Source organism: Sphingomonas sp. Leaf20 (assembly GCF_001421535.1).
Classification (GTDB): domain Bacteria; phylum Pseudomonadota; class Alphaproteobacteria; order Sphingomonadales; family Sphingomonadaceae; genus Sphingomonas.
Window position 1 is genome coordinate 483,398 of sequence record NZ_LMKN01000009.1, and the last position, 26,061, is coordinate 509,458.

The 26,061-nt window shown below is 67.1% G+C and carries 20 protein-coding genes and 1 tRNA gene; 10 read left to right on the plus strand and 11 right to left on the minus strand.

What is annotated here, in order from left to right; all coding sequences use genetic code 11:
* The first annotated feature begins 95 nt into the window (after positions 1–95).
* Positions 96–866, plus strand: a complete 771-nt coding sequence (locus ASE72_RS15650) for an NYN domain-containing protein (RefSeq protein WP_056023398.1) — start codon at positions 96–98, stop codon at positions 864–866.
* Between the two features lie 27 nt (positions 867–893).
* Here ASE72_RS15650 and ASE72_RS15655 read toward each other — a convergent pair whose 3' ends face one another.
* The 3 genes from ASE72_RS15655 to ettA all read right to left on the minus strand — a co-directional run bounded on the left by ASE72_RS15655 (position 894) and on the right by ettA (position 5,195).
* Positions 894–1,595 carry a DUF3108 domain-containing protein gene (locus tag ASE72_RS15655; protein ID WP_156350537.1) on the minus strand — a complete coding sequence of 234 codons (702 nt, stop codon included), beginning with the start codon at positions 1,593–1,595 and terminating at the stop codon, positions 894–896.
* A gap of 70 nt (positions 1,596–1,665) precedes the next feature.
* Entirely contained in the window at positions 1,666–2,865 is a 1,200-nt protein-coding gene (locus ASE72_RS15660; protein ID WP_235532391.1) for a sensor histidine kinase, read from the minus strand.
* A 650-nt stretch (positions 2,866–3,515) separates the two neighbouring features.
* Positions 3,516–5,195, minus strand: a complete 1,680-nt coding sequence (gene ettA / locus ASE72_RS15665; protein WP_056024301.1) for an energy-dependent translational throttle protein EttA — start codon at positions 5,193–5,195, stop codon at positions 3,516–3,518.
* 103 nt (positions 5,196–5,298) lie between these two features.
* Between ettA and ASE72_RS15670 the strand changes: the two genes are divergently transcribed.
* The 3 genes from ASE72_RS15670 to ASE72_RS15680 all read left to right on the plus strand — a co-directional run bounded on the left by ASE72_RS15670 (position 5,299) and on the right by ASE72_RS15680 (position 7,316).
* Complete coding sequence (locus ASE72_RS15670) at positions 5,299–6,699, plus strand: M20/M25/M40 family metallo-hydrolase (protein WP_056023404.1); 1,401 nt, start codon at positions 5,299–5,301, stop codon at positions 6,697–6,699.
* A gap of 154 nt (positions 6,700–6,853) precedes the next feature.
* Complete coding sequence (locus tag ASE72_RS15675) at positions 6,854–7,120, plus strand: hypothetical protein (RefSeq protein WP_056023407.1); 267 nt, start codon at positions 6,854–6,856, stop codon at positions 7,118–7,120.
* 120 nt (positions 7,121–7,240) lie between these two features.
* A tRNA-Ile gene (locus ASE72_RS15680) sits at positions 7,241–7,316 on the plus strand.
* Between the two features lie 31 nt (positions 7,317–7,347).
* Here the strand turns inward: ASE72_RS15680 and ASE72_RS15685 are convergent.
* Positions 7,348–7,584: a hypothetical protein gene (locus ASE72_RS15685; protein ID WP_156350539.1), complete on the minus strand. Its 237-nt coding sequence runs from the start codon at positions 7,582–7,584 to the stop codon at positions 7,348–7,350.
* Between the two features lie 376 nt (positions 7,585–7,960).
* On the opposite strand from ASE72_RS15685, the gene ASE72_RS15690 reads away from it, so the two are divergent.
* From ASE72_RS15690 to ASE72_RS15710, 5 genes are all read left to right on the plus strand, one after another.
* Positions 7,961–9,112 (plus strand): fumarylacetoacetate hydrolase family protein, encoded by a 1,152-nt coding sequence (locus tag ASE72_RS15690; protein WP_056023412.1) that lies wholly within the window; start codon positions 7,961–7,963, stop codon positions 9,110–9,112.
* A complete protein-coding gene (locus ASE72_RS15695) occupies positions 9,109–9,921 on the plus strand; it encodes an SDR family NAD(P)-dependent oxidoreductase (RefSeq protein ID WP_056023415.1) in 813 nt (270 codons plus the stop codon). Before ASE72_RS15690 ends, ASE72_RS15695 begins: the two co-directional genes overlap by 4 nt.
* Before the next feature lie 3 nt (positions 9,922–9,924).
* A complete protein-coding gene (locus tag ASE72_RS15700; protein ID WP_235532392.1) occupies positions 9,925–10,818 on the plus strand; it encodes an SMP-30/gluconolactonase/LRE family protein in 894 nt (297 codons plus the stop codon).
* A 67-nt stretch (positions 10,819–10,885) separates the two neighbouring features.
* Positions 10,886–12,325 carry a sugar porter family MFS transporter gene (locus tag ASE72_RS15705; RefSeq protein WP_056023418.1) on the plus strand — a complete coding sequence of 480 codons (1,440 nt, stop codon included), beginning with the start codon at positions 10,886–10,888 and terminating at the stop codon, positions 12,323–12,325.
* 2 nt (positions 12,326–12,327) lie between these two features.
* On the plus strand, positions 12,328–13,161 hold the full coding sequence (locus ASE72_RS15710; RefSeq protein WP_056023421.1) for an aldose 1-epimerase: 834 nt from the start codon (positions 12,328–12,330) through the stop codon (positions 13,159–13,161).
* A 59-nt stretch (positions 13,162–13,220) separates the two neighbouring features.
* Here the strand turns inward: ASE72_RS15710 and ASE72_RS15715 are convergent, their stop codons facing one another.
* Together ASE72_RS15715 and ASE72_RS15720 are read right to left on the minus strand one after the other, a co-directional pair.
* Entirely contained in the window at positions 13,221–15,002 is a 1,782-nt protein-coding gene (locus ASE72_RS15715; protein WP_268795914.1) for an IlvD/Edd family dehydratase, read from the minus strand.
* A gap of 154 nt (positions 15,003–15,156) precedes the next feature.
* Entirely contained in the window at positions 15,157–16,260 is a 1,104-nt protein-coding gene (locus tag ASE72_RS15720) for a LacI family DNA-binding transcriptional regulator (protein WP_082446154.1), read from the minus strand.
* Positions 16,261–16,624: 364 nt separating this feature from the next.
* On the opposite strand from ASE72_RS15720, the gene ASE72_RS15725 reads away from it, so the two are divergent.
* Positions 16,625–18,199, plus strand: a complete 1,575-nt coding sequence (locus ASE72_RS15725; RefSeq protein ID WP_443024784.1) for an aldehyde dehydrogenase (NADP(+)) — start codon at positions 16,625–16,627, stop codon at positions 18,197–18,199.
* Between the two features lie 54 nt (positions 18,200–18,253).
* Here ASE72_RS15725 and ASE72_RS15730 read toward each other — a convergent pair whose 3' ends face one another.
* Genes ASE72_RS15730 through ASE72_RS15750 form a run of 5 tightly spaced genes read right to left on the minus strand, consistent with a single transcriptional unit; the run spans position 18,254 to position 25,975 of the window.
* Complete coding sequence (locus ASE72_RS15730) at positions 18,254–19,705, minus strand: mannitol dehydrogenase family protein (RefSeq protein ID WP_056023429.1); 1,452 nt, start codon at positions 19,703–19,705, stop codon at positions 18,254–18,256.
* Complete coding sequence (gene uxaC / locus ASE72_RS15735) at positions 19,702–21,114, minus strand: glucuronate isomerase (protein WP_056023432.1); 1,413 nt, start codon at positions 21,112–21,114, stop codon at positions 19,702–19,704. Before uxaC ends, ASE72_RS15730 begins: the two co-directional genes overlap by 4 nt.
* Positions 21,111–22,400, minus strand: coding sequence for an MFS transporter (locus tag ASE72_RS15740; protein ID WP_235532421.1), 1,290 nt, complete (start codon positions 22,398–22,400; stop codon positions 21,111–21,113). Before ASE72_RS15740 ends, uxaC begins: the two co-directional genes overlap by 4 nt.
* The gene (gene manD / locus ASE72_RS15745) at positions 22,394–23,605 is read right to left on the minus strand and encodes a D-mannonate dehydratase ManD (protein ID WP_056023436.1); all 1,212 of its coding nucleotides are present in this window, start codon (positions 23,603–23,605) and stop codon (positions 22,394–22,396) included. The genes ASE72_RS15740 and manD overlap by 7 nt, the downstream gene beginning before the upstream one ends.
* Before the next feature lie 9 nt (positions 23,606–23,614).
* The gene (locus tag ASE72_RS15750) at positions 23,615–25,975 is read right to left on the minus strand and encodes a glycoside hydrolase family 3 N-terminal domain-containing protein (RefSeq protein WP_443024778.1); all 2,361 of its coding nucleotides are present in this window, start codon (positions 25,973–25,975) and stop codon (positions 23,615–23,617) included.
* Between the last annotated feature and the right edge of the window lie 86 nt (positions 25,976–26,061).

The window sequence follows — 26,061 nt, forward strand, 5'->3', positions numbered from 1 at the left end:
CGAACGTGCGTGGCGGCATGGTCGGGGATGTCTGGCGCCGCGACCCGGCGGATCGAGCGTGGACGCGCGGACCGTGCGGGGCTAATCCCGGGTCCATGGCCGAAACCCCAACCCGCAACGTCGCTTTGCTAATCGATGCCGACAACGCCTCGTCCGCGACGCTCGATCCCGTGCTCACCGTCCTTGCAGAGCTTGGCACGGTCAACGTCCGCCGCGTCTATGGCAACTGGTCGAAACCCGCGCTCAAGGGGTGGCGCGACATGTCGATCAAGCACGGCATCGAGCCGCAGCAGCAGTTCGACCTGACCAAGGGCAAGAACGCGACCGACATGAAGATGACGATCGACGCGATGGACCTGCTGTTCCGCGGGCGGATCGACGGGTTCGGGATCATGTCGTCGGACAGCGACTTCATGCCGCTGGCGATGCGCATCCGCCAGGATGGCGTTCCCGTCTATGGCTTTGGCACGAGCCGAACACCTGAAGGGTTCCGCCAGGCGTGCACGCGCTTCATCGATGTGAGTGCGCTCGATGATGAATCCGAGCCGATGCCGCTGTCGCTGCCGCCCGCGATCGGGGGCGAGAAGGCCCCTGCCCCCACCGCGCCAACTGCGCGTCGGTCGCGCGGTGGSGAGCCGATCGGATCGGACCTGATCAAACTGCTGATCGACGCGTATAATGCAGGTAAGCGCGACGAGAAAGGCTATCAGAGCCTGACCGAGCTGGGCCAGCGCGCGGGCAACCGGTCGAGCTTCGACGCGCGCAATTACGGGTTCAACCATCTCTCCGAGCTGATCGAGGCGGTGCCCAATTTCCAGACCGAGCGCCGCGACGGCGGGCGGATCTTCGTCAAGCGGGTGCGCTGAGGCGGGTTGAGGCCTAGTCCGAGGTCCTCAGTCCAGGCCTTTGCAATCGCCGCCAAGTCTGGTGCCGCCACGCGGGCTGCGCAAGCCAAGTTCGCGGCCGTCCCGCTTGGCGATGAGCGCGGTGCCACTGGGCTTGCCGTCCTTGACGATCGCGACCGTCCACGCGTCGATGGCGCCCGTCGGCGTGGACACGCGCTCGCTGCCCGTCACCGTCAGGTCGAAGTGGCCGATGCCGCTGTCATACTGGTAGAAGGGCAGCACGAAGGACCGGCCCGCGCCGAGCGGCAACGCGCCGAACGTCACCCCCCAGAGATTACCCTCCCAGACCGGCGTCGGCACCGCGACGTCGATCGGAACGGTCGCCCCCTTTTCGATCCGGCGCCCCGTCACGCGCCCGGGCGCATAGCTGAGCGAGACATGGTCGACCCCGTTGCGGCGGCTGTCGAACGCGATCGGCGTCAGGTCGGCGCGGGCGAGAACGAAATGGTCGCGCATCGCGAACTTCGCGACAGGGACGCTTTGATTCACGACGATATCGAAGGCTGCCCTGCCGCCGATGCGGACGCGGCGGATCACCTGATGCGTCGCGCCGATGACCACGTCGCCCCCCGATGCCGCGTCAGGCCGGGTTATCGCAAAGCACTGATCGCCGGGCACGAGCCGCGCGCCCCGCGGCGCCCCCTGCGGCGCTATCGTCACGGCCGCTGCCGCCATCATGCCCAAGATCATGCCCATGTCCCCGCCAATGTCCCCGCCCTGCGACTATGCGGGCGAGTGTGCTATGCTCGAGCAACACACGTCAAGCCTCGGCGGGCGTTGCCTTTCGCGGATCGGCGATCTCGAGCGTCGCGCAGGTGCCCCTGCCCGTATTGGTGATCGTCGTCGCGCCGCCGAGCTGACGCCCCAGACTGTTGATCATCCGCATGCCGAGACTTTTGCGCGATGCCGCCTTGAGGTCGAAGTCCTCGGGGATGCCGACGCCGTCATCGACGACCGACAGGATGATTCGGCCCTCGGTCGCGCGGATCGTGACGTGGATCACGCCGCCCGCCTCGTCATAGGCATATTTGATCGCGTTGGTGACGAGTTCGGTGACGAGCAGGCCCATCGGGATCGCGGTGTCGGCGCTGATCAGGATCGCATCGATCTCGCAGTCGATACGGTGGTTCGGCGCCTGCTCGGCAAGACCCGTCGCGATCCCGCAGACGAGATCGTCGAGCGCGACGATGCCGACCTGTTCGCCCCGCCAGAGCTGGTCGTGCGTCTGCGCGATCGCGGTGATGCGCGCCTGTGCGTCGCCAAGCAGCCGCGTGATGCGCGGATCGTCGTCCTCCTGCATCTGCAGGTTGAGCATCGCCGACACGAGCGCGAGGCTGTTCTTGACGCGGTGGCTCGCCTCGCGCGTAAGCAGTTCCTGGTGCTCCATCGCGTCGCTCAGCCGCTGCTCGGCCTGCTGGCGTTCGATCGCGACGCCGATCAGATTGGCGAAGCCCTGCATGAAGGCGAGATCGGCGGGTTCGAACTTGCCCTCGTCGGGGCTGTCGACCTCGAGCACGCCGAAGCGTTTTCCCGACGTTTCGACGAGCACGTTGATCGCGCGGCGGATCTGGTGCTGTGCCATGAAGTCGGGCGTCCGGAACCGCCCCTCATTTTCGAGATGGTTCGAGATGACGGGCTCACCCGTCTCCAGCGCAAAGCCGGCAGGCGAACCGAGATCGGTACGCATCTCGGTCGACCCGACGACGCCGGGCGCCCAGCCGATCCCCGCGCGGACCAGCAACGTGTCGCGCTCGGGCCGGTATTCGAGAAACTTGCAGTATTTAGACCGCATGCCTTCGCCGCAAAGCTCGGTCGCGCGCTGGAGCATCGGATCCAGATCGCGCGCGCGCAACGCCTCGATTCCGAAGTCGGCGAGGATCGACTGCTGGCGGAGGCGATACTGAAGCTCGCCCGCCCCCGGGGGAGCATCCCCTCCGGGTGAAATTTCGACGATCGGCACTCTCAACTCCGCTAAACTCTGCGCGCCTTGCGGCATGATACGGGCGCTTCGGGACGTCCGGCCGGTCATGCCGGGTTGCTGCTGTGACCGGGATGGTACCTCTTACCATTGTCCCGCGGGGCGTAAAGCTCCGGGTCGAGGTCGCTTGGCGCGGCGACCGTTGCCCGCCGCCGCCGGCCTTTGGGCGACGAGCTTGACGAACGTTGATGCCTTTCCGTGATCCTGACGAACGTCGGGACCCAGAGCCATGAAGCGGGTCGCTGGTGACCCTGGATCCTGACTTTCGTCAGGATGACGGAGGGGTTTGGAGGTTAGGTGCCAGCATCCCCGTCGCGCGGAGACCGCTTTATCGACCGCAGCCTTTGATTGGCGCGCGGCGGACTTGGCCCCGCAGTGGGTCGGCCTCTTGTCCCCCGATACGTCGGGCTGAGCGGCATGGCGAGTTAGCGTCAGGGCTGATCAACACCATCCCCCCCTCCGTCATCCTGACGAAAGTCAGGATCCAGAGCCATGAAGCGGACCGCCTGTAACCCTGGATCCTGACTTTCGTCAGGATGACGAGTCTCGACATCAAGGGCTTGGGCCCACATCGCGGGGCGACCGGTTCACCCGCCGCAGCCCGGTCACCCGGGTGCGGCGGGCTGGGTCGTTCAGCGCGTCAGCTTCTTGTACGCCAGACGCGTCGGGCGGTCGGCGGCATCGCCGAGGCGACGGCGCTTGTCTTCCTCGTAGCTCTCGTAATTGCCCTCGAACCATTCGACATGGCTGTCGCCCTCGAACGCGAGGATGTGCGTGGCGAGGCGATCGAGGAAGAAGCGATCATGGCTGATGACCACCGCGCAGCCGGCGAACGTCTCGAGCGCCTCCTCGAGCGCACGCAGCGTCTCGACGTCGAGATCGTTGGTCGGCTCGTCGAGCAGGAGGACGTTGCCACCTTCCTTGAGCATCTTGGCCATGTGGACGCGGTTGCGCTCACCGCCCGACAGCTGGCCGACCTTCTTCTGCTGGTCGGGCCCGCGGAAATTGAACGCGCCGACATACGCCCGCGTGCCCATCTCCTGCTTGCCGAAGCGGAAGATCTCGAGCTCGTCGGAGATTTCCTGCCAGACGTTCTTGTTCGGGTCGAGATCGTCGCGGCTCTGGTCGACATAGCCGAGCTTGACCGTCGAGCCGACCTCGATCGTGCCCTCGTCGGGCGTTTCCTGCCCGGTGATCAGCTTGAACAAGGTCGACTTGCCCGCACCGTTCGGGCCGATCACGCCCACGATGCCGCCCGGGGGCAGCGTGAAGTCGAGACCGTCGAACAGCAGCTTGTCGCCGTACGACTTGGTCAGGCCCTTCGCCTCGATCACCTTGCCGCCGAGACGCGCGGGCAGCTGGATCAGGATCGCGGCCTTGCCGGCGACGCGGTTCTCCTGCTTCTCCATCAGCTCGTCAAACGCGCGGATACGCGCCTTCGACTTGGTCTGGCGCGCCTTGGGGGTCTGGCGCATCCACGCCAGCTCGTCGGCGATCGCCTTCTGCTTGCCCGCCTCTTCGCGCTCTTCCTGGCTGAGGCGCTGCGCCTTCTTCTCCAGATAGCCCGAATAGTTGCTCTCGTAGGTGTAATAGCGCCCGCGATCGAGCTCGAGCACCCAGTTGACGACGTTGTCGAGGAAGTAGCGATCATGCGTCACGAGGATGACGTTGCCGGTATATTCCTTGAGGTAATTCTCGAGCCACGACACGCTCTCGGCGTCGAGATGGTTGGTCGGTTCGTCGAGCAGCAGGATCTGCGGCTTCTCGAGCAGCAGCTTGCAGAGCGCGACGCGGCGCTTCTCACCGCCCGACAGGTTCTCGACCGACGAATCGCCTGGCGGGCAGCGCAGCGCTTCCATCGCCTGTTCGAGCTGGCTGTCGAGCGACCAGCCGTCGACCGCGTCGATCTTGGCCTGGAGATCGCCCATCTCCTCCATCAGTGCGTCGAAATCGGTATCGTCCTGCGGATCGCCCATCTCGGCCGAGATCGCGTTGAAGCGATCGACGAGGTCCGCGACGGGGCGGACGCCGTCCTTGACGTTGCCCATCACGTCCTTGGTCGGATCGAGCTGCGGCTCCTGCGCGAGATAGCCGACATTTACGCCGTCGGCTGCCCAGGCCTCACCGGTGAAATCGGGATCCATCCCCGCCATGATCTTCATGAGCGTCGACTTGCCCGACCCGTTGGGGCCGATGATTGCGATCTTCGCCGACGGAATGAACTGCAGATGGATATTGTTGAGGACGGGCTTTGCGGCACCGGGGAAGGTCTTGGTCAGACCCTTCATGACGTAGGTGTACTGGACGGCCATGTGGGTGCCGGGCTCCATGCTAGACTGAGGCGGGATTTGACGAGCGCAGATAGCGATGCGGCGGGCCGTTGGCAAACGGGGAGCGGCGACATAGGCTTCGCCGATGATTAAGCGCACGCTCGCGGTACTGGCCGCCTCCACCCTGACCTTTCCCCTTATGGCACAGCGCACGGCGCCGCCGCCGCCCGCGCCGGTCGACGCCAAGGTCGCCGCGCTCCGCGATGCGGCGCTGAAGGACGAGGTCGCGTACGATATCGTCGAGGGGATGACGACCGAGATCGGGCCACGGCTGGCGGGTACCGAAGCGGAGGCGCGGGCGCGCGCCTGGTCGGTCGTCAAGCTCAAGGCGCTCGGGTTCAAGAACGTCCGGATCGAGCCGTACCAGATGCCCGTCTGGGTGCGTGGGATCGAGACCGCGTCGATCCTCTCGCCCTTCCCGCAGGCGCTCAAGCTGACCGCGCTCGGCAATTCGGGTGCGACGCCAGCAGGCGGGCTGACCGCGCAGGTCGTCGTGTTCAAGACGTATGGCGACCTCGCGGCGGCGCCTGCGGGGAGCCTTGCGGGCAAGATCGCCTATGTCGGCAACGCGATGGAGCCGACGCAGGACGGGTCGAGCTATGGCGCCTATGGCCCTGCGCGCTTCGTCGGTCCGGCGATGGCGGCGAGCAAGGGCGCGGCCGCGATCGTGATCCGCTCGATCGGCACCGACCATCACCGCAACCCGCATACCGGCACGACCAACTTCCCCGCCGGCGTCACGCCGATCCCCTCGGCCGCGCTGTCGGTCCCCGATGCCGAACTGATCGAACGCATCGCGACGCGCGGCAAGCCGATCACGATGACGCTCGTCCTGACGCCGCGGATGACGGGCACGCACGAATCGGGCAACGTCATCGCCGAGGTCCCCGGGACCGATCCCAAGGCGGGGATCGTGCTGATCGGCGGGCATCTCGACAGTTGGGATCTCGGCACGGGCGCGATCGACGATGCGAGCGGCGTGGCGATCACCGCGGCGGCGGCCAAGCGGATCCTCGACGGCCCGCGCCCGCGCCGGACGATCCGCGTCGTCTGGTTCGGTGCCGAGGAGGTCGGCGGCTTTGGCGGCAAGGCCTATGCCGAGGCGCACAAGACCGATCGCCACGCGACCGCCGGCGAATCCGACTTCGGTGCGGACCGCGTCTGGCGGTTCGAGACCAACCTGCCCGAGAGCGCAAAGCCCGTCGCCGATCGCCTCGCCTCCGCGCTCGCGCCGCTCGGTATCGCGCGGGGCGCGGGTGTCGGCGGCGACGGCACCGATGTCGGACCGACGATGGCGCTCGGCGTCGCGGCGATCGACCTCAACCAGTCGGGTACGCGCTATTTCGATACGCATCACACGCCCGACGATACGCTCGACCGGATCGATCCTGTGCAGCTGCAGCAGAACGTCGCGGCGTGGACGACGATGCTCGCGATCGTCGCCAATGCACCCGAAGAAATCGGACCGGTTGTGCCTAGAAAGTGACCAATCGGTGGCTCGATTGCGTCATCGTCCTGTCGCAAACCTTGCCAGGAGATGAATTTAGCGGATTGACCGGCTGCGGGGGTCCGCTATTTGACGGGACTTCGCGACGGCAATCGGGTCGGCCGCGAGTGAAACTATGCTTGGGAGCATTCGAATGAAGAAGATCGTTCTGATCGCTGCTGCCGCCGGCCTGATGTCCGTCGCAGCATGCAGCAAGTCGCCAGAAGCAGCCGCAGTTGAGAACAACGCGGACATGCTGGCAGACAACATGGAAATGCAGGCTGACAACATGGACGCCATGGCGGACAACACCTCGAACGCAGTCGCAACCGACGTGCTCGAGAACGCAGCCGACAACATGAACGCAGCAGCAGACAACGTCCGCGAAGCTGCCGACGAGAAGACCGACAACATGAACTAAGACTTTGTCGGGCGCTCGCGCCCGACAGGTTTTGGTGTCGGAAGGGCGTCCCCGCGGGGGCGCCCTTTTCTTTTGTGGTCTTTTGCTTTCCCAACGCTTGCGCTAACGCAGGCGTCGGTGGGGCCTGTAGCTCAACGGTTAGAGCTGGCCGCTCATAACGGCTAGGTTGCGGGTTCGATTCCTGCCGGGCCCACCAACACCCCTGCAACCAGCCCGTTCAACCCTCTTCAGCTTCCCGCCGTCGCGTTGGGATTGTCGGGGCCGCTATAGTCGATGTGCGACTGCCCGCCATGTTGGTGGTCGAAGCCGTCATTGTCGGGGTCACCCTTGACCTGGTCCTTGTCCTTGAACGCGCCGCCGCCGCTCTCGCCGCCGCCCGTGCGCCCCGTCTCGACATCGCCCGACATTTTCGCGTCGTCCTTGTCGGGAACCGCCTGCATCGGCTGCTTGCCATCGTTTGCCATCATCATTCTCCTCACAGGGTCAACGGGCCGGGCCGCGCTTTGATCCTCGCCGAGCACCCGTTCGCTTTGCCGGCGCACACAGCCATGGTTCCGCGCGATGAATGATAGCGTTATCCCTTCGACATTTGCCGCGCACGACAACGGACGATGTCGCGGGCTGGTTTCGCGCGAATCGGCAGGGCGGATCGGAACGGGACGATCATGATGCGCGCGCGTTGTGCGGCCGCGTAGAGCCGACCGGCTTGCCACCGATGCGTGCAGGCGTCAGACGGAGGAGGACGAGTGCCGCGCGGATAGTCCGCGATATGCGCCGCACCCCTTGACGATCGGGCAATCGCCGATACGATAGCGGTAACATAAGTGGAGAGGGAAATTGATGTCGCATATCGCCGCGCCGGTCGAATCGGCGCTGCCCGCAGATTGGCGGAGTGCGCTCCTGCTGGGTCGGATCGACCTGGGTGACGGTCCTACCCCCGTGCTGGTCAGGGATGGGCAGGTCTTCGATATGTCGGGCGTCGCGCCGACCGTCTCCGCGCTGGTCGCCGGTGGCGATTTCGACACGACAGCGGGCCGCCCACTCGGCGCGCTCGAGACGCTCGCGCTGTCCGCGGCGACCGACGCCCCCGCCCGCCTGCTGAGCCCGATCGATCTGCAATGCGTCAAGGCGGCGGGCGTGACGTTCGCTGTATCGGCGATCGAGCGCGTGATCGAGGAACGCGCCCGCGGCGATGCGAGCAAGGCGGCCGAGGTACGCGGCCGGCTCGAATCGCGGATTGGTGGCAGCGTCCGTCTGGTCGTCCCCGGCTCGGAAGAGGCTGCGGCGCTGAAGCAGGCGCTGATCGACGACGGCATGTGGTCGCAATATCTCGAGGTCGCGATCGGCCCCGACGCCGAGATCTTCACCAAGAGCCCGACGCTGTCGACCGTCGGCTGGGGCGGGCCGATCGGGATCCGCTCCGATTCGACATGGAACAACCCCGAGCCCGAGGTCGTGCTGCTCGTCGATGCGCAGGGGACCGTCGTCGGCGCGACGCTTGGCAACGACGTCAATCTGCGTGATTTCGAGGGGCGGTCGGCGTTGCTGCTGAGCAAGGCGAAGGACAACAACGCGTCCTGCTCGATCGGGCCGTTCATCCGCCTGTTCGACGACGGCTTTACGCTCGACGACGTTCGTGCGAGCGAGGTCACGCTGAAGATCGAGGGCGAGGACGGCTATGTGCTCGACGGCCATAGCTCGATGCGCGAGATCAGCCGCGACCCTGAGGACCTGGTCGTACAGGCGATGAGCGAGCACCATTATCCCGACGGTTTCGTGCTGTTCCTCGGCACGTTATTCGCCCCGACCAAGGACCGGGACGAACCGGGCCGCGGGTTCACGCACAAGATGGGCGACGTGGTGTCGATCTCCAATCCGAAGCTCGGATCGCTGGTCAACCGCGTGACGACGTCGCGCGACGCGCCCGCTTGGACGCTCGGCATCAGCGGGCTGATGAACAATCTGGCCCGTCGCGGGCTGTTAGACGCATGATAATCGACCAGACGGAGACCCCAGTGCTGCAGCAAACGACCGCTATCGGCGGCAAGGCGATCTATCCAAGCCTCGCCGACAAGCGAGTCATCGTCACCGGTGGCGGATCGGGTATCGGCGAAGGCCTGGTCGAGGCCTTCGTGGCGCAGGGCGCGCGCGTCGCGTTCGTCGACGTGGCGGACGATGCCAGCCATGCGCTGCTCGCGCGACTGACCCCCGGCGCGGTGCACGAGCCCCTCTACCGCCACTGCGATCTGACCGACATCGACCAGCTCAAGTCGATCTTCGCCGAGATCGAGACAGTGCTCGGCGGTGTCGACATCCTGATCAACAACGCCGGCAACGACGATCGCCACGGGATCGACGAGGTCACGCCCGACTATTGGGACCAGCGGCTGAACGTCAATCTGCGGCACCAGTTCTTCGCGGCGCAGGCGGTGGTGCCGGCGATGAAGCGCGCAGGCGGCGGCGTCATCCTGAACTTCGGGTCGATCAGCTGGCACCTCGCGCTCCCCGATCTGGTTCTGTACCAGACGTGCAAGGCGGCGATCGAAGGTCTGACGCGCGGGCTCGCGCGCGATCTCGGCCGCGAGGGCATTCGCGTCAATACCGTCGTCCCGGGCAACGTCCAGACTCCGCGCCAGGAGAAATGGTACACGCCCGAAGGCGAGGCCGAGATCGTCGCGGCACAATGCACCGATGGCCGCATCCAGCCGAGCGACGTTGCCGCGCTGGTGCTGTTCCTGTCGTCGGACGATGCGCGGATGTGTACGGGTCATGATTATTTCATCGACGCGGGATGGCGCTGATTCATGGATGAGGGATTGATGGAGAAGGACGCCCGTTCGATCCTGACGGTCGGTGCGGAGCTCGGCGAGGGACCCGTCTGGTCGCCGCGCGATTCGTGTCTGTGGTTCGTCGATATCAAGGCGCCCTGCGTCTATCGCCACGACCCCGCGACCGGCGCGCTCGACCGATGGGACGCACCCGATCATGTCGGCTGGATCCTGCCCGCGGACGACGGATACTGGGTCGCCGGTCTCGCCACGGGCGTCCACCGGTTCGATCCCGCGGATGGCAGCTTCACGCTGTTGAACGCTGTCGAGGACGATCTGCCGCGCAACCGGCTCAACGACGCGGCGATCGATCCGGCGGGCCGGATCTGGTTCGGCACGATGGACAATGACGAGGCGAACGCGACGGGCCGGTTCTATCGCTGGCAGGCCGGCGTGGTCACGCCCGCGCCGGTCGCCCCCATCGTCATCACCAACGGCCCCGCGATCGCGCCCGACGGCCGGACGGCGTATCTCGTCGACACGCTCGGGCTGTCGATCGATGCGCATCCGATCGATGCCGACGGCGTCATCGGCGAAGGCCGGCGTTTCCTGACGTTCGACGGCCAGACGGGGTATCCCGACGGGGCGATCTGCGATGCCGAAGGCGGCGTCTGGGTGGGTTTCTACGGCGGCTGGGCGGCGCGGCGGTTTGCGCCCGATGGCAGCATGACGGCCGAGGTGCGCTTCCCCGTCGCCAATATCACCAAGATCGCGCTTGGCGGCGAAGACGGCAAGACCGCCTACGCGACCACCGCGCGGCAGGGGCTGTCGGCGGATGCGCTGGCGGATCAGCCGCTTGCCGGCAATGTCTTCACGTTCCGTGTCGACGTGGGCGCCGCGCCGGTGACGCCGGTACGCCTCGCCACCTGAACGACGAATACCCAACGCACGAATACAGCGCGCCGTCAGAGCGCGTACCATCTGGAAGGAAGCCTTAATGAACGGCACGGCAACTGTCACGGACCCGGGCATCGACGCAGGTCGCGTCAACGGGACGTTGATCGGCCTGATCGTCGCGGTCGCGACCGTCGGCGGATTCATGTTCGGGTATGATTCGGGCGTGATCAACGGGACACAGAAGGGGATCGAGGCGGCGTTCGGGCTCGGCCGGTTCGGGATCGGCGTCAATGTCGGCGCGATCCTGGTCGGGTCGTCGGTCGGTGCGTTTGCCGCAGGCCGGCTGTCCGACGTGATCGGTCGCCGCAACACGATGATGCTGGCCGCGGTCCTGTTCATCATCAGCGCGCTCGCGGCAGGCGCGGCGGACACGTCCGCTGTGTTCATCATCGCGCGGATCATCGGCGGGTTCGGCGTCGGCGCGGCAAGCGTCACATCGCCCGTCTATATTTCCGAGGTCGCTCCGGCCAATATTCGCGGACGGCTGACCAGCATCCAGCAGGTCATGATCATCTCCGGCCTGACCGGCGCGTTCGTCGCCAATTTCGCGCTTGCGCGGATCGCCGGCGGATCGACTGCCGAATTCTGGCTGGGCTATCAGGCGTGGCGCTGGATGTTCTGGCTCCAGGTCATTCCCGCAGCGATTTATTTCGTCGCGCTGTTCTTCATTCCAGAAAGCCCGCGCTACCTCGTCGTCAAGGGGCATGACGCGCGCGCCGAGACCGTTCTGACGCGGCTGTTCGGCAATGCCGAAGCGCGTCGCAAGGTCGCAGAGATCCGTGCGTCGCTCGCGGTCGATCATCACAAGCCGCGGCTGTCCGACCTGATCGACAAGAAGACCGGCAAGATCCGCCCGATCCTGTGGGCAGGTATCGGCCTCGCGGTGTTCCAGCAGCTCGTCGGCATCAACGTCGTCTTCTATTATGGCGCGACGCTGTGGGAGGCGGTGGGCTTTACCGAGGACAATGCGCTCCAGATCAACATCCTGTCGGGCGTGCTCTCGATCGCGGCATGCCTGCTGACGATCGCGCTGATCGACAAGATCGGGCGCAAGCCGCTGCTGCTCGTCGGCTCGGCCGGCATGACCGTCACGCTGGGTATCGTCGCCTGGGCGTTCTCGAACGCGATCCCTGCGGCGTCGGGCGTCGGCGTCACGCTGCCAGGCAACACCGGGCTGATCGCGCTGATTGCGGCCAACATGTACGTGATCTTCTTCAACGTCAGCTGGGGCCCGGTAATGTGGGTGATGCTGGGCGAGATGTTCCCGAACCAGATCCGCGGGTCGGCGCTCGCAGTATCGGGCTTCGCACAGTGGATCGCCAACGCGGTGATCTCGGTGAGCTTCCCGTCGCTCGTGCTGTCGCCGGGTCTGGCGATCACCTATCTCGGCTATGCGATTGCCGCGCTCGTTTCGTTCTTCTTCGTCCAGAAGATGGTCACCGAAACCCGCGGTCGCGAACTCGAGGACATGGTCGGTTGACGATGCGACTGGCATGCGGCGCGTGGGAGCTCGACCTGCTCCCCGCGCTGGGGGGCGCGATCGGTGCGCTCCGGCGTGACGGGGCCGACATCTTCCGCCCTACCCCGCACGACGCGCGGCACCCGCTCGAGGCCGCGTGCTTCCCGCTGGTGCCTTATGCGAACCGGATAGCCGATGGCCGCTTCAGTTTCGAGGGCGAAGGGTTCGTCATCCCGCGCAACGTCGCGGACCAAGCGCATCCGCTGCACGGCACGGGGTGGCTCCAGCCCTGGACCGTCGAACAGAGCGACGAACGATCCGCGACGCTTCATTATCGTCACGGCGCAGATGATGGCTGGCCGTGGGCGCATGACGCGGAGCAGCGGATCATGCTCGGCGATGAGGGGCTGCACCTGACGCTGTCGCTCACCAACACCGGCGATCGGGCGATGCCCTTCTCGCTTGGTCTTCATCCCTATTTCACAAAGGCCGGGGTTTCGCGCCTTCGCTTCGATGCGGAGCGGATGTGGCTGATCGATGACGCGTTTCTGCCGACCGAGCCGTCGCCGGCGGACCGGCTCGGCGACTGGGCTGCGGGCGAAACGGTCGAACGGACGAGCCTGATCGACAACAGCTATGAAGGATGGTCGGGCACCGCGACGATATTGCGCGACGATGGCGATCTGCGGCTGGCCGGTACGAACACGTCGTTCCTCCACGTGTTCACGCCGCCGGGCGAGCCGTATTTCTGCGTCGAGCCGGTCAACGCGATGCCCGATGCGTTCAACCGCGCCGTGCCCGCCGTCCTGCAGCCAGACGAGAGCCACGCGATCACGATGACGCTGACCGCCGTATAGCCGAGCGTTGGGGATGCGAAGGAGGGGGGCGAACGCCCCCTTCCCCCTACTGCCCGTCCCTAGTGGTTGTGCCGCGGTGTCCTGGCTGCGATCCCGCGATACTTGACCGCGAAGTCGAGCACGCCGCCCTGCGCCAGCTGCCCCGTCTTCTCGCGGTACAGTTCCTCCCACGGCGAATTGCTCGGTGGAATCGGCGGTACGGGCTCGGTCTTGCGGCGCGCGATCTCGTCCGGCTCGACGAGCGCATTGCAGGTGCCGGCTTCGAGGTCGATGCGGATCATGTCACCGTCGCGCAGCCATGCGAGGCCGCCCCCGACCGCGCTTTCGGGCGAGACGTTGAGGATCGACGGGCTGTCCGACGTACCCGACTGCCGGCCGTCGCCCAGCGTCGGCAGCGTCAGCACGCCCTGCTGGATCAGGGCGTCGGGCGGCTGCATGTTGACGACCTCGGCCGAGCCGGGCCAGCCGATCGGTCCCGAGCCGCGGATGACGAGGATGCACTGCGCATCGATGCCGAGCGCAGGGTCGTTGATGCGGTGATGATAGTCGTCCGACCCGTCGAACACGACCGCGCGCGCTTCGAACCGGTTCTCGGCGCCGGGGGTCGACAGATAACGCATCCGGAAGGCGTCGGAAATCACCGAGGTCTTCATGATCGCATGGTCGAACAAATTGCCCTTGAGCACGAGGAACCCCGCGCGCTCGAGCAGGGGGGCCTCGAGCGTGTGGATCATCTCGCGGTCGTTCGTGACACGCCCGCCGAGATTGTCGCCGACGCTGCGTCCGGTGATCGTCAGGCAGCTGGTGTCGAGCATCCCCGCCTCGGACAGCTCGTGCATCACCGCGGGCACGCCGCCGGCACGATGAAACCGCTCACCGAGATATTTGCCCGCGGGCTGCATGTTGACGATCAGCGGGACGTCGTAGCCGTGGTCCGCCCAGTCCGCCATGTCGAGCTCGACGCCGGCGTGCTGCGCCATCGCCATGATGTGCGGCTGCGCGTTGCTCGATCCGCCGATCGCGCTGACGACGCGGATCGCGTTCAGGAACGCCGCGCGCGTCAGGATCTTCGACGGGCGCAGGTCTTCATACGCCATGTCGACGATCCGCCGTCCGGTCTCGTACGCCATCTGGCCGCGTTCGCGGTACGGCGCGGGGATCGCGGCGCACCCCGTCAGCGACATGCCAAGCGCCTCGGCGACCGCGTTCATCGTCGAGGCGGTACCCATCGTGTTGCAATGCCCCGCGGACGGAGCGCTGTCGGTGGCACGCTGGAGGAACTCCTCCTCGTCGATCTCACCCGCGGCGAGCTTGCGGCGGCTGCGCCAGATCACGGTGCCCGACCCGACGAGTTCGCCGTCGTGCCAGCCATCGAGCATCGGACCGCCCGACAGCACGATCGCCGGAATATCGACCGTCGATACCGCCATGATCCCCGCGGGGGTCGTCTTGTCGCACCCGGTGGTCAGCACCACCGCGTCGATCGGGTAGCCGTAAAGCGTCTCGACGAGCGTCATGTAGGCGAGGTTGCGATCGAGCGCGGCGGTCGGGCGACGGCAGTTCTCGAAGATCGGGATCGTCGGGAATTCCATCGGGATCCCGCCCGCGGCAATAATTCCGTCGCGCGTCCGCTTGGCGAGTTCGACGTGGATTCGGTTGCACGGCGACAGGTCGCTGCCGGTCTGCGCGATCCCGATGATCGGCTTGCCGCAGCGAAGCTCGGCGGGGGTCAGCCCGTAATTCATGAAGCGTTCGAGATACAGCGCGGTCATGTCCGACCGGGCGGGGTCGGCGAACCAGTCGCGGGAACGGAACGGCCTTGCCGGTACGCGATCCAAGATATCTCTCCTGTTATAACCCTATGAGAGCGCTACCGTCACTGACGGCCCAGTCAAGCGATAGCGTGACGGCGGGCGGTCAACGCGACGAAAAAGCGTGTCAAAACAATGTCGCGCCGGATCAATGTCGCGCCGGATCATTGCCCGGTCGCCGGACCTAGTCCCTGCTCGATTTGTGCTGCGCGCGAGTCGAGGGGCGGCGACGCGGTGCGGCGTCGGACTGGCGGCGGATCAGCGTGTAGTCGAGCAGGACGTGCCGCGCGCGCTCGGTCTTGCCATTGCGCGCCGAGCGGACGATCCCGACGAGCAGTTCGACCGCGGCGCGCGACATCGTCGCGATCGGCTGATGGATGGTCGTGAGCTCGGGCCAGATCGTCGTCGCCAGCGCACTGTCGTCGAACCCGCAGACGGTCAGGTCGCCGGGCACGTCGAGCCCGCGACGATGCGCGACCGCGACCGTTGCCGCGGCCATGTCGTCGTTGCTTGCGAAGATCGCCGTCGGCGGGTTCGGCGCGTCCATCAGATGCTCCGCCGCATCGAGCCCCGAGCGATAGGTGAACAGGCCTTGCGCGATCAGCGTCTCATCCGCGGCGACACCGTGTTCGGCGAGCGCCGCGCGATAGCCCTCGAGCCGCTTGGCGCTGGCGGTCTGGTTGGGGTTGCCGATGATGAAGCCGATCCGCGCGTGACCGAGCCCGACCAGATGCGCGGTCATGGCGTGCGCGGCCTGCATGTCGTCGATGCTGACCGACGCCGCCTCTTCGGGCGCGCGCCCGGTCGCGACGACGACGGTGGGGATCTTGGCGTTGAGCAGCACCTCGAGCACGCCCTTCGAGTCGCAGAGCGGTGGCGGCAGGACGACGCCGTCGATCCCGCTCCGGACCAGCCGTTCGGCGACCTCGACGTCATGGTCGCCGATTTCACATTTCTCGACGATCAGCTGGATGTCGCTGCGCCCGGCCTGGTCGAGACTGCCGACGAGGAATTCGCTGAGATAGCTCGCGCTGGGATTCGAATAGAGCAACGCGATCCGCAACTGCGCTGCACCCGCGAGACTGCGCGCGGCCGGATTGGGGGCGTAGTTGAGCTGTGCGATCGCGACGTTGACCGCCTCGCGCGTGGTTTCGCGAACATTGGTATCGGCGTTGATGACGCGCGACACGGTCATCGGCGATACCCCGGCGAGCAGCGCCACGTCCGAAATGGTCGGCGCGCCGCCCTGCCGCTTGGTGGTACGAGTTTTGCGAACACTGGTCGTCATCGTTGAAACCCTAGCATGCCGCGCACTGCCGGAAAGCCCCATATTCCGTGCCGAAATCGCACGTGACGCCGCCGCCTGCCGATCGCGCACCATCGCATGCACACAATGGTAGCGGTAGCATCCATTCTTGCTATGATGCGTTTGTGATGGTGTGACGGGAGAACGATGCGCCGCGGACGATACGCGTTTCGCCCTGACGGGTGGAAACGGCGCGGCAGGACCCTCAGATAGTGTCCGGATCAACGGCGCGCACCCGGCGCCCGTTGCAACGGGGCGATGGCGGATTATCCCACCGTCACGGGTCGGGCGCTCCGCGTCCGCCCCTGCGACATCACGGCCTCAATCGAATTCCTAGGAGAATGATATCATGGACGGCAGTTTCCTGATCGGCGCGCGTGCGGTCACCAGCGACACGACGTTCGAGGGCATCGATCCCGCGACGAACGACACGCTCGATACCGCGTTCGCCGTATCGTCCCCCGAGAACGTCGCGGAAGCATGCGCGCTGGCGGACGCCGCGTTCGATGCATTCCGCGAGACCGATCCGGCGGACCGCGCGACCTTCCTCGAGACGATCGCGTCCGAGATCGAAGCGATCGGTGAAGAGCTGGTGGCGCGTGCCATCCTCGAAAGCGGCCTGCCCCGGCCGCGTCTCGAAGGCGAGCGTGGCCGCACCACCGGCCAGCTTCGCATGTTCGCCAAGCTGCTCCGCCAGGGCCGCTATACGCAGGTGACGATCGACTCCGCGCTGCCCGACCGCACGCCCCTGCCCCGGTCCGACCTGCGCCAGCGCCGGATCGCGGTCGGCCCGGTCGCGGTGTTCGGCGCATCGAACTTCCCGCTCGCCTTCTCGGTTGCCGGCGGCGACACGGCATCCGCGCTCGCAGCGGGTTGCCCCGTCGTGGTCAAGGGTCACCCCGCGCATCCCGGCGCAACCGTGATGGTCGCGCGCGCGATCCAGGCGGCGGTCGCGAAATGCGGCCTGCCCGAGGGCGTGTTCTCGCTGGTCCAGGGGCCATCGAATGCGCTCGGCGCCTCACTCGTCGTCGATCCGCGGATCAAGGCGGTCGGCTTCACCGGATCGCGCGCGGGCGGTCTCGCGCTGGTCGAGCTCGCCAACCGACGCGCCGAGCCGATCCCGGTCTATGCCGAGATGAGCAGCATCAACCCGGTCATCCTGATGCCGGCGGCGCTCGCGGCGCGGGGCGAGGCGCTGGCCAAGGGCTATGTCGGGTCGCTGACGATGGGTTCGGGCCAGTTCTGCACCAACCCCGGCATCGTCGTCGCGCTGGACGGGCCCGAACTCGACGCGTTCGCGGCGACCGCGGCGGAGGCGCTGAGCGCCGCCCAGCCGCAGGTCATGCTGACCCCCGGCATCCATGCCGCCTATGACAAGGGCGTCACCGCGCTCGAAAGCCATGCCGAGATCGCGACGCTCGCGCGTGGCGCCGAGGGTACGGGCTGCAACCGCGGCCGTGCGGCGCTGTTCTCGACGACCGCGGACGCGTTCATGGCGGACGTGGCGCTGTCGCATGAGGTGTTCGGCGCGGCATCGCTGATCATCCGCTGCCGCGACATGGCGCAGCTGCGTGATGTGCTCGCCGGGCTCGAGGGGCAGCTGACCGCAACGCTGCATCTCGACGAGGCGGACCACGACGCCGCGGCAACGCTCGTCCCGCTGCTCGAGCGCAAGGCCGGTCGCATCCTCGCCAATGGCTGGCCGACGGGTGTCGAGGTGTCGACAGCGATGGTGCATGGCGGCCCCTTCCCCGCGACGTCGGATCCGCGCGGGACGTCGGTCGGCACCGCGGCGATCGAGCGCTTCCTGCGCCCGGTCTGCTATCAGGACCTGCCCGACGCGTTGCTGCCGCGCGCCGTCAAGCACGCCAACCCGCTGGGGCTCGAGCGCGTGATCGACGGCGTCGTCGAGGCCGCGTAACCACCGGCCGCACGCCGGTCCCCCACGGGAGCGGCGTGCGGCTACCGGCCGCAATTAGCGCCGATAGCGCTCGAGCATCGCCAGCGCACCGACCTGTGCGAGTTGGTCGACCGCGGCGACCAGCGTCGCATGCAGGTCGGCATCGGTGGTGAACCCGAGCAGCCCGAGCAGCGCATCGACGCGCGCACCCGTATCCGCCGTGCCCGCGACCGCGCTTCCCAGCCGATCCGCGATCGGATCGTCGATCGCGAACGCCTCACCCATATCGGTCCGTCCCGATTGCCAGCGGATCCACGCCGCGACGGCAAGCGCGAGCGTATCGACGCCAAGGCCCTTTGCCCGCCGCTCGGCGATCGGCGCGAGCAGGCGCTGCGGAAGCTTCTGCGAGCCATCCATCGCAATCTGACGCGTCCGGTGCTGAAGCGCAGCATTCGCGAACCGCGCCATCAACGCCGCGCGATAGGCGGTGAGATCGAGCCCGGCGGGCGGATCGAGCGTCGTCGCGCTTTCGTCCCACAAGGCCTCGACGAACGCGCGCGCCGCCGGAATCGCGACAACCTCGTGCACGAAATCGAGGCCCGCGAGTCCGCCCAGATAGGCGATCGCCGAATGCGCCCCGTTGAGCAGGCGCAGCTTGGCGTCCTCCCAGGGCGCGACGGCGTCGGTCAGTTGAACGCCGAACGCCGCAAGGTCGGGGCGCGCGCCGGCAAATTTGTCCTCGACCACCCATTGCAGGAACGGCTCGGCCTTCACCATCGCCTGATCGGTGACGCCGAGCGTCTGGCCCAGTCGCGCGATATCGTCGTCGGTGGTGGCAGGAACGATCCGGTCGACCATCGTCTGCGGGAAGGCGACCTCGGCGGCAATCCACGCGGCAAGCGCCGGATCATGCGGCTGCGCCATCGCGAGCACCGCGCTGCGCAACAGCGTCCCGTTGTGCGGCAGATTGTCGCACGACATCACGGTCAGCGGACCGGGCCCCGCGGCGCGACGCGCAGCGAGCCCGGCGACCAGCAGTCCCGGTACCGTCCGCGGACGGTCGAGCGACGCGAGATCCTGCACGATGTCGGGATCACCTGCCTGCAGCGATCCGGTTGCGCGATCCAGCTTGTACCCCTTCTCGGTCACCGTCAGCGTGACGAGGTGCGTCTCGGGCGACGCGATCGCCGCGACGACCGCGGAAGGATCCTCCGGCGCGACGAGGACGTCGACGATCGCACCGATGACCTGCAGGCGCTCGTCGCTGCCGTCACGCTCGACCACCGTGTACAGTCCGTCCTGTGGAACGAGCTGGTCGCGGACCTGCGGGGATCGCAGCGACACGCCGATGATCCCCCAGCGCAGATCACCGCTTGCGAGCGCGGCCTCGAAGATCGTCGCCTGATGCGCGCGGTGGAAAGCGCCGATGCCGAGATGCACGACGCCGGGCCTGACCGACGCGCGGTCATAGGCGGGGCGGACGACGTCAGCGGGCAGCCGGTCGAGCGTGGCCTGCGACAGCCTCACAGCCGATACGCCTGCTTGACGAGATCATAGGCGAGCGCGCGCGCGACCTCGTGCGCCTCGTCCTCCTCGAGCCGGTGCTCGGCGACGAGTTGCGCGAGAAACCCGCAGTCCATCCGCCGCGCGACATCGTGCCGCGCCGGGATCGAGAGGAACGCGCGCGTATCGTCGTTGAACCCAACCGTGTTGTAGAAGCCCGCGGTCTCGGTCGCGCGCTCGCGGAACCGCCGCATCCCCTCCGGGCTGTCATGGAACCACCAGGGCGGCCCCAGCCGCAGCGCCGGGTAATGTCCCGCGAGCGGCGCCAGCTCGCGCGAATAGGTATCCTCGTCGAGCGTGAACAGGATCAGCGTCAGCCGGGGATCGTTACCGAACCGGTCTAGCAGCGGCTTCAACGCGCGGACGAATTCGCCGGGCAGCGGGATGTCGCCGCCCTTGTCGCGACCGAACCGTGCCAGCACCTGCGCATTGTGACTGCGCGAGACCGCGGGGTGCAACTGCATCACCATCCCGTCCTCGACCGACATCGCCGCCATCTCGGTGAGCATCTGCGCGCGGAAGAGTTCGGCGTCCGCGGCGGTCGGCTGGGCCATCACGCGCGCGTAGAGCGCCTCGGCTTCGGCGAATGTCAGGTCTGCGGTCGCCGCCGACGGGTGGCCGTGATCGGTCGAGGTCGCGCCTGCCGCGCGGAACCGCGCGCGGTGGAACCGGTGCGAGGCGAGATAGCCGGCATAGCTGCCGACGTCTTCGTTCGCGGTCTCGCCGAACTGGCGGACGTTCGCGGCGAAGCCCGGCGTGTCGGGATCGACGACCGGGTCGGGACGATAGGCGGTGACGACCCGCCCCTGCCACCCACTCGCGCGGATCGCGGCATGGTGCTCGAGCGGGTCGAGCGGGCTCTCCGTGGTCGCGATCAGCTCGATCCCGAACCGGTCGAACAGCGCGCGCGGGCGGAATTCGGGGGTCTTCAGCGCGGCGTCGATCGTGTCGAAATACAGGTCCGCGGTCGCGGGCTCGAGGCGGACGTCGATCCCGAACGCTTCGGCGAACACCCAGTCGAGCCACATCCGCGACGGCGTGCCGCGGAACAGGTGATAGTTGTCGGCGAAGATCCGCCAGATTGTGCGCGGGTCGCTTTCCGTGAGGCTGCCGTCGACCGTCGGCACGCCCAGCGCGTCGAGCGGCACGCCCTGGCTGTAGAGCATCCGGAACACGTAATGATCGGGGACGATCAGCAGCGATGCCGGATCGCTGAACGCCTCGTCGCGCGCGAACCAGGCCGGATCGGTATGGCCGTGCGGGCTCACGATCGGCAGGTCCTTGACGCCCGCATGCAGCGCGCGCGCGATGTCGAGGGTACGGCCGTCGGCAGGAAACAGGCGGTCGGGGTGCAGGCGTAGCGGCTGGGTCATGCAAGGCGTTCCGGATCGACGGGGGTATAGCGCGGTACGAGCAAGTGGATAACCAGCAATGCGACGAGATAGGCGCAGCCGGCAACCGCGAAAATCGGTCCATAGCTGCCGACCCCGGCGAGGATCGTGCCCGCGAACTTGGCCATCAGCATGCCACCGCACGCGCCGGCGAGCCCGCCCAGACCGATCACCGATCCACCCATCCCGCGCGGAAACAGATCGCCGGGGATCGCATAGACGTTGGCGGAAAAGCCCTGATGGCAAGCGCACGCCAGCCCGATCGCCGCGACTGCCCACCACAATCCGGGGGCCTGCGCTGCGAAGATGATCGGCAAGGCGAACAAGGCGCATACGAACAACGCGGTCTTGCGTGCACGGTTCGGCGTTGCGCCCTTGCTGAGCAGCCGCGACGAGAACCAGCCGCCCGCGATCGATCCGACATCCGCCAACACATACACCGCGACCAGCGGCGGACCGAAGTCGAGCATCTTCACGCCGTATTGCCGGTTGAAGAAATCGGGCAGCCAGAACAGGAACGTCCACCACACCGGATCAATCAGGAACCGCCCGAGCATATACGCCCAGGTCTGCCGCAACCGCAGCAATGTGCGCCAGCGGACGGGCTTGGCGGGCGGCACGGGATCGGCCTCGATCCACGCTAGTTCCTCAGGCGTGACGCGCGGATGCTTGCGCGGCGACCGATAGAAAGCGAGCCACGCGACGAGCCAGATGACCGTCAGCGCGCCGGTCGCGACGAACGCCATCCGCCAGCCGAACGTCACCGCGATCACCGGCACAACCAGCGGCGTCAGGATCGCGCCGACATTGGAGCCTGCGTTGAAGATGCCGATCGCCAGCGCGCGCTCGCGTTGTGGAAACCATTCGTTGGTCGCGGCGAGCGCGGCGGGGAAGGCGCCGGCCTCGCCGATCGCCAGCGGGATGCGCGCGAAGATCATCATGCCGGCGCTGGTGAACAAGGCGTGTGCGACATGGCCGATCGTCCACAAGGTCACCGCGACCGCATAGCCGATCTTGGCGCCTACCCGGTCGACGAACCGGCCGAACAGCACATAGGCGATGCCGTACGCCGCCTGGAACGCGATCGCGAGATCGGCATAGCCCTGCTCGCTCCAGTTGTAGCGCGCCTGGAGTTCGGGCTTGAGCGTCGGGAGCACGAGCCGGTCGATATAGCTGAGCGCCACCGCCGCGAAGAGCAGCGCGCAGACGATCCAGCGGACTTTGCCGCGCGGCTTTTCGAGCGCGACGGCAGCGGCGCCGTTCACCAGTTGCACAGCGTGCCGTCTTCCAGGCGCGCGACCGGGAGATAGGCGCGCTTATAGTCGTAGGTCGCCGCCAGTTCCTCGTCGATGTCGACGCCCAGTCCCGGGGCGTCGCCCGGATGCATCATGCCGTCGTCGAAGCTATACGCGTGCGGGAAGACCGCGTCGGTCTCTTCGGTGTGCGGCATATGCTCCTGCACGCCGAAATTGGGCACAGACAGCCCGAAATGCAGCGCCGCCGCCATCGCCACCGGCGACAGGTCGGTCGCGCCGTGGCAGCCGGTCCGCACCTGATACAGGTCGGCGAGCGCGGCGATCCGGCGCAGATGCGTGATACCGCCGGCATGCACGACGGTCGCGCGGATATAGTCGATCAGCTGGTTCTGGATCAGGTCCTTGGCATCCCAGATCGAATTGAACACCTCGCCCACCGCGATCGGCGTCGTGGTGTGGTGACGGATCAGTTTGAACGCTTCCTGGTTCTCGGCGGGCGTCGGATCCTCGATCCAGAACAGGTTGTACGGTTCGAGCGCCTTGCCCAGCCGCCCCGCCTCGATCGGCGTCAGCCGGTGATGAATGTCGTGCAGCAGGTGGACGTCCCACCCCATCGCTTCACGCGCCGCCTTGAACAACTCGGGCACGACGCGGAGGTATTTCTCGGTCGACCAGACGCTCTCGCTCGGCAGGTCGGCGTCCGCAGGCTCGTAGCGCGCGCCATGCTTGGCGACGCCGTAGGTGGAGGCGAGGCCGGGCACGCCGCATTGCAGGCGAATCGCCTTGTAGCCCTTCGCCTGCTCGGCCCTGGCGACCGCGATCGTGTCCTCGATCGTCGTGCCGTTGGCGTGCGCATAGACCATGCACGCATCGCGCGCCGCGCCGCCGAGCAATTGGTACACCGGCATGCCCGCCAGCTTGCCCTTGATGTCCCACAAAGCGGTATCGACCGCCGCGATCGCCGCCATCGTCACGGGCCCGCGCCGCCAATAGGCGCCCTTGTAGAGATACTGCCAGACATCCTCGATCCGGTGCGCGTCGCGGCCGATCAGGCACGGCACGACGTGATCGGTCAGATAGCTCGCGACGCTGAGTTCGCGGCCGTTGAGCGTCGCGTCGCCAAGCCCCGTGGTGCCGTCGTCGCAGGTGATCTTCAGCGTGACGAAATTGCGCCCCGGGCAGGTGACGATGACACGGGCAGAAACGATTCTGGGCATTGCAGACCTTCAGACGATTTCGAGAATTGCGGTCTTGAGGTGCGCGGAATCGGCACCGACCATGATGTCGAACAGCCCCGGCTCGACGACTTCACGCATCGCGATGTCGAAGAACCGGAACGCATCGGCGTTCAGCGTGAAACTGAGCGTGCGTCGCTCGCCGGCGGCCAGCGTGACGCGCTCGAAACCCTTGAGCTCGAGGATCGGGCGGGCCACCGACGAGACCTGGTCGCGGACGTAGAGCTGGACGACCTCGTCGCCGGCGCGTGCACCGACATTGGCGACCTCGACCGCGACCGTAACCGAGCCGGCGATTCCGATCCGCGGCGCCGACAGCCGCGGCGCGCCGATCTCGAAGCGGGTGTAGCTGAGCCCGAAGCCGAACGGGAACAGCGGCGCAGTGGTGTCGAACAGATAGCCGCGGCGGGCGGACGGCTTGGCGTTGTAGAACACCGGCAGCTGGCCGACGCTGCGCGCCACCGTCACCGGCAGCTTGGCACCGGGATTGACGTCGCCGAACAGCACGTCCGCGATCGCGGTGCCGCCCTCCTGCCCCGCATACCAGCATTCGAGAAACGCGTTCGCGCTCTCGACCGCGGCGGGCCAGGACGGGGGGCGCCCGTTGATCGCGACCACGATCACCGGCTTCCCCGTCGCCTTCATCGCGGCGACGAGCGCATTCTGTTCGCCGAGCAGGTCGAGGCTCGTGCGGTCGCCGAGGTGATTGCGCGCATAGCCTTCGCGGCTGGTCTGCTCGGTATCCCCCACCGCGACGAGGATGAGGTCCGCGGTAGTCGCGACGGCGACCGCCTCGTCGATCAGCTGCCGGTTCTTCGCCGGATCCGCGAGCAGCACTTCGTTGGCGGAGCGGTCCTCGCTCTGCGTGATGAAGACGCCCTGCGCATGGACGACCTCGGCCTTGCCTTTCAGCCGCGCACGCACGCCCTCGAGCAGCGACACCGTCGCCTTGGGGATCGACGAATAGCCGCCGAGCCGGCCGACCGCGGCATTCGGACCGATGACCGCGACGCGCTTGTGCGCGCCCGCGGTCAGCGGAAGGATGCCATCGTTGACGAGCAGCGTGATCGAGCGATGCGCCGCCTCGAGCGCCAGCGCGCGCGCCTCAGCATTGCCCGTCAGCCGTGCCGCGGCCTTGGGATCGACCGTCGCGCGCTCGAACATCCCCGAGCGGATCTTCATCGTCAGCATCCGGCGGCACGCGGCATCGACCGCAGCGAGCGAGACCTTGCCCGCGCGAACCTGATCCGCGAGCGAGCGATAGGCCAGCCCGTCCGGAAGATCCGAATCTACCCCCGCGGCGAGTGCGAGGCGGGCGGCCGCGTCGCGATCCGCGGCGATGTGATGTAGCGATGCGAGTTCGCCGATCGCCGCATAATCGCTGACCACCGCTCCGTCGAAGCCCCATTCGCCGCGCAGCACGTCCTGCAGCAGCCAGGTGTTCGCATGGCTCGGCACGCCATCGATCTCGTTGTACGACGGCATGACCGCACCCACCCCGGTACGCGTGACGACCGCACGAAACGGCGGGAAGAAGAAGTCGCGCAGCTCGCGTTCGGCGAGCGGCGCAGGCGCGACGTTTTCACCGCTTTCGGGCTGGCCGTGCCCGGTCATGTGCTTGAGCGTCGCGAACACCTTGTCGGGGGCCAGCGTCTTGCTCTCGCCCTGCAGCCCGATCACCGCGGCGACGCCCATCTCGCCGCACAGATACGGGTCTTCGCCGAACGTTTCCTCGATCCGGCCCCAGCGCGGGTCGCGCGCGATGTCGACGACTGGGCTCAGCGCGAGGACGGTGCCGTGCGCACGGACTTCGCGCGCGATCACCGCATTCACCCGCCGCACCAGCTCGCGGTCGAAACTGCCCGCCAACGCGATGGCCTGCGGAAAGCTGGTCGCCTCGGGGGCCATGAAGCCGTGCAGCGCCTCCTCGTGGAACAGGATAGGGATGCCGAGCCGCGAGCGTGTCGTCGCCCAAAGCTGCGCGGCGTTGACGAACGCGATCGTGTCCGCCGGCGCGCGCCACCGGCCCGTGACGTCGTTGCCCGTGTTGGTCAGCGTCGCCGCGCCGCCCCGGTCGGAGGGACGTGCGATCTGGCCGATGCCGTTCGGATACGCGGTGTCCGCGCGCGCCGGGTCGAACCGGAGCGCGGCGTCCATCACGTCCTTCTTGGTCGTCGACAAGGTGATGAGCTGCGCGACCTTTTCGTCGAGCGTCATACGCGCCATCAGGTCCTGGACGCGCAGGTCGACCGGCGCCCTGGGGTCGCGGTAGACGAGCCGCTCCGCGGTTGCCGCCAGCGCGACGCCGGGGGTCAGTGCGGCAGCGGACGCTGAGCCCAGCCATCGCAACACAGCCCGCCTATTGGTGGGTATCGCGCCAGTCTTGTCGCCAAACAACCGTCTTCTCCTGTCTCTAAACGCGGCATTGCTGTCGACAC

Coding starts and splice junctions, on each gene's coding strand:
- uxaC (WP_056023432.1), bottom strand. CDS start 21,114: ATGACCCAGCCGCTACGCCTGCACCCCGACCGCCTGTTTCCTGCCGAC.
- ASE72_RS15720 (WP_082446154.1), bottom strand. CDS start 16,260: ATGACGACCAGTGTTCGCAAAACTCGTACCACCAAGCGGCAGGGCGGC.
- ASE72_RS15675 (WP_056023407.1), top strand. CDS start 6,854: ATGAAGAAGATCGTTCTGATCGCTGCTGCCGCCGGCCTGATGTCCGTC.
- manD (WP_056023436.1), bottom strand. CDS start 23,605: ATGCCCAGAATCGTTTCTGCCCGTGTCATCGTCACCTGCCCGGGGCGC.
- ASE72_RS15695 (WP_056023415.1), top strand. CDS start 9,109: ATGATAATCGACCAGACGGAGACCCCAGTGCTGCAGCAAACGACCGCT.
- ASE72_RS15690 (WP_056023412.1), top strand. CDS start 7,961: ATGTCGCATATCGCCGCGCCGGTCGAATCGGCGCTGCCCGCAGATTGG.
- ettA (WP_056024301.1), bottom strand. CDS start 5,195: ATGGCCGTCCAGTACACCTACGTCATGAAGGGTCTGACCAAGACCTTC.
- ASE72_RS15700 (WP_235532392.1), top strand. CDS start 9,925: ATGGATGAGGGATTGATGGAGAAGGACGCCCGTTCGATCCTGACGGTC.
- ASE72_RS15705 (WP_056023418.1), top strand. CDS start 10,886: ATGAACGGCACGGCAACTGTCACGGACCCGGGCATCGACGCAGGTCGC.
- ASE72_RS15655 (WP_156350537.1), bottom strand. CDS start 1,595: ATGATCTTGGGCATGATGGCGGCAGCGGCCGTGACGATAGCGCCGCAG.
- ASE72_RS15710 (WP_056023421.1), top strand. CDS start 12,328: ATGCGACTGGCATGCGGCGCGTGGGAGCTCGACCTGCTCCCCGCGCTG.
- ASE72_RS15670 (WP_056023404.1), top strand. CDS start 5,299: ATGATTAAGCGCACGCTCGCGGTACTGGCCGCCTCCACCCTGACCTTT.
- ASE72_RS15685 (WP_156350539.1), bottom strand. CDS start 7,584: ATGGCAAACGATGGCAAGCAGCCGATGCAGGCGGTTCCCGACAAGGAC.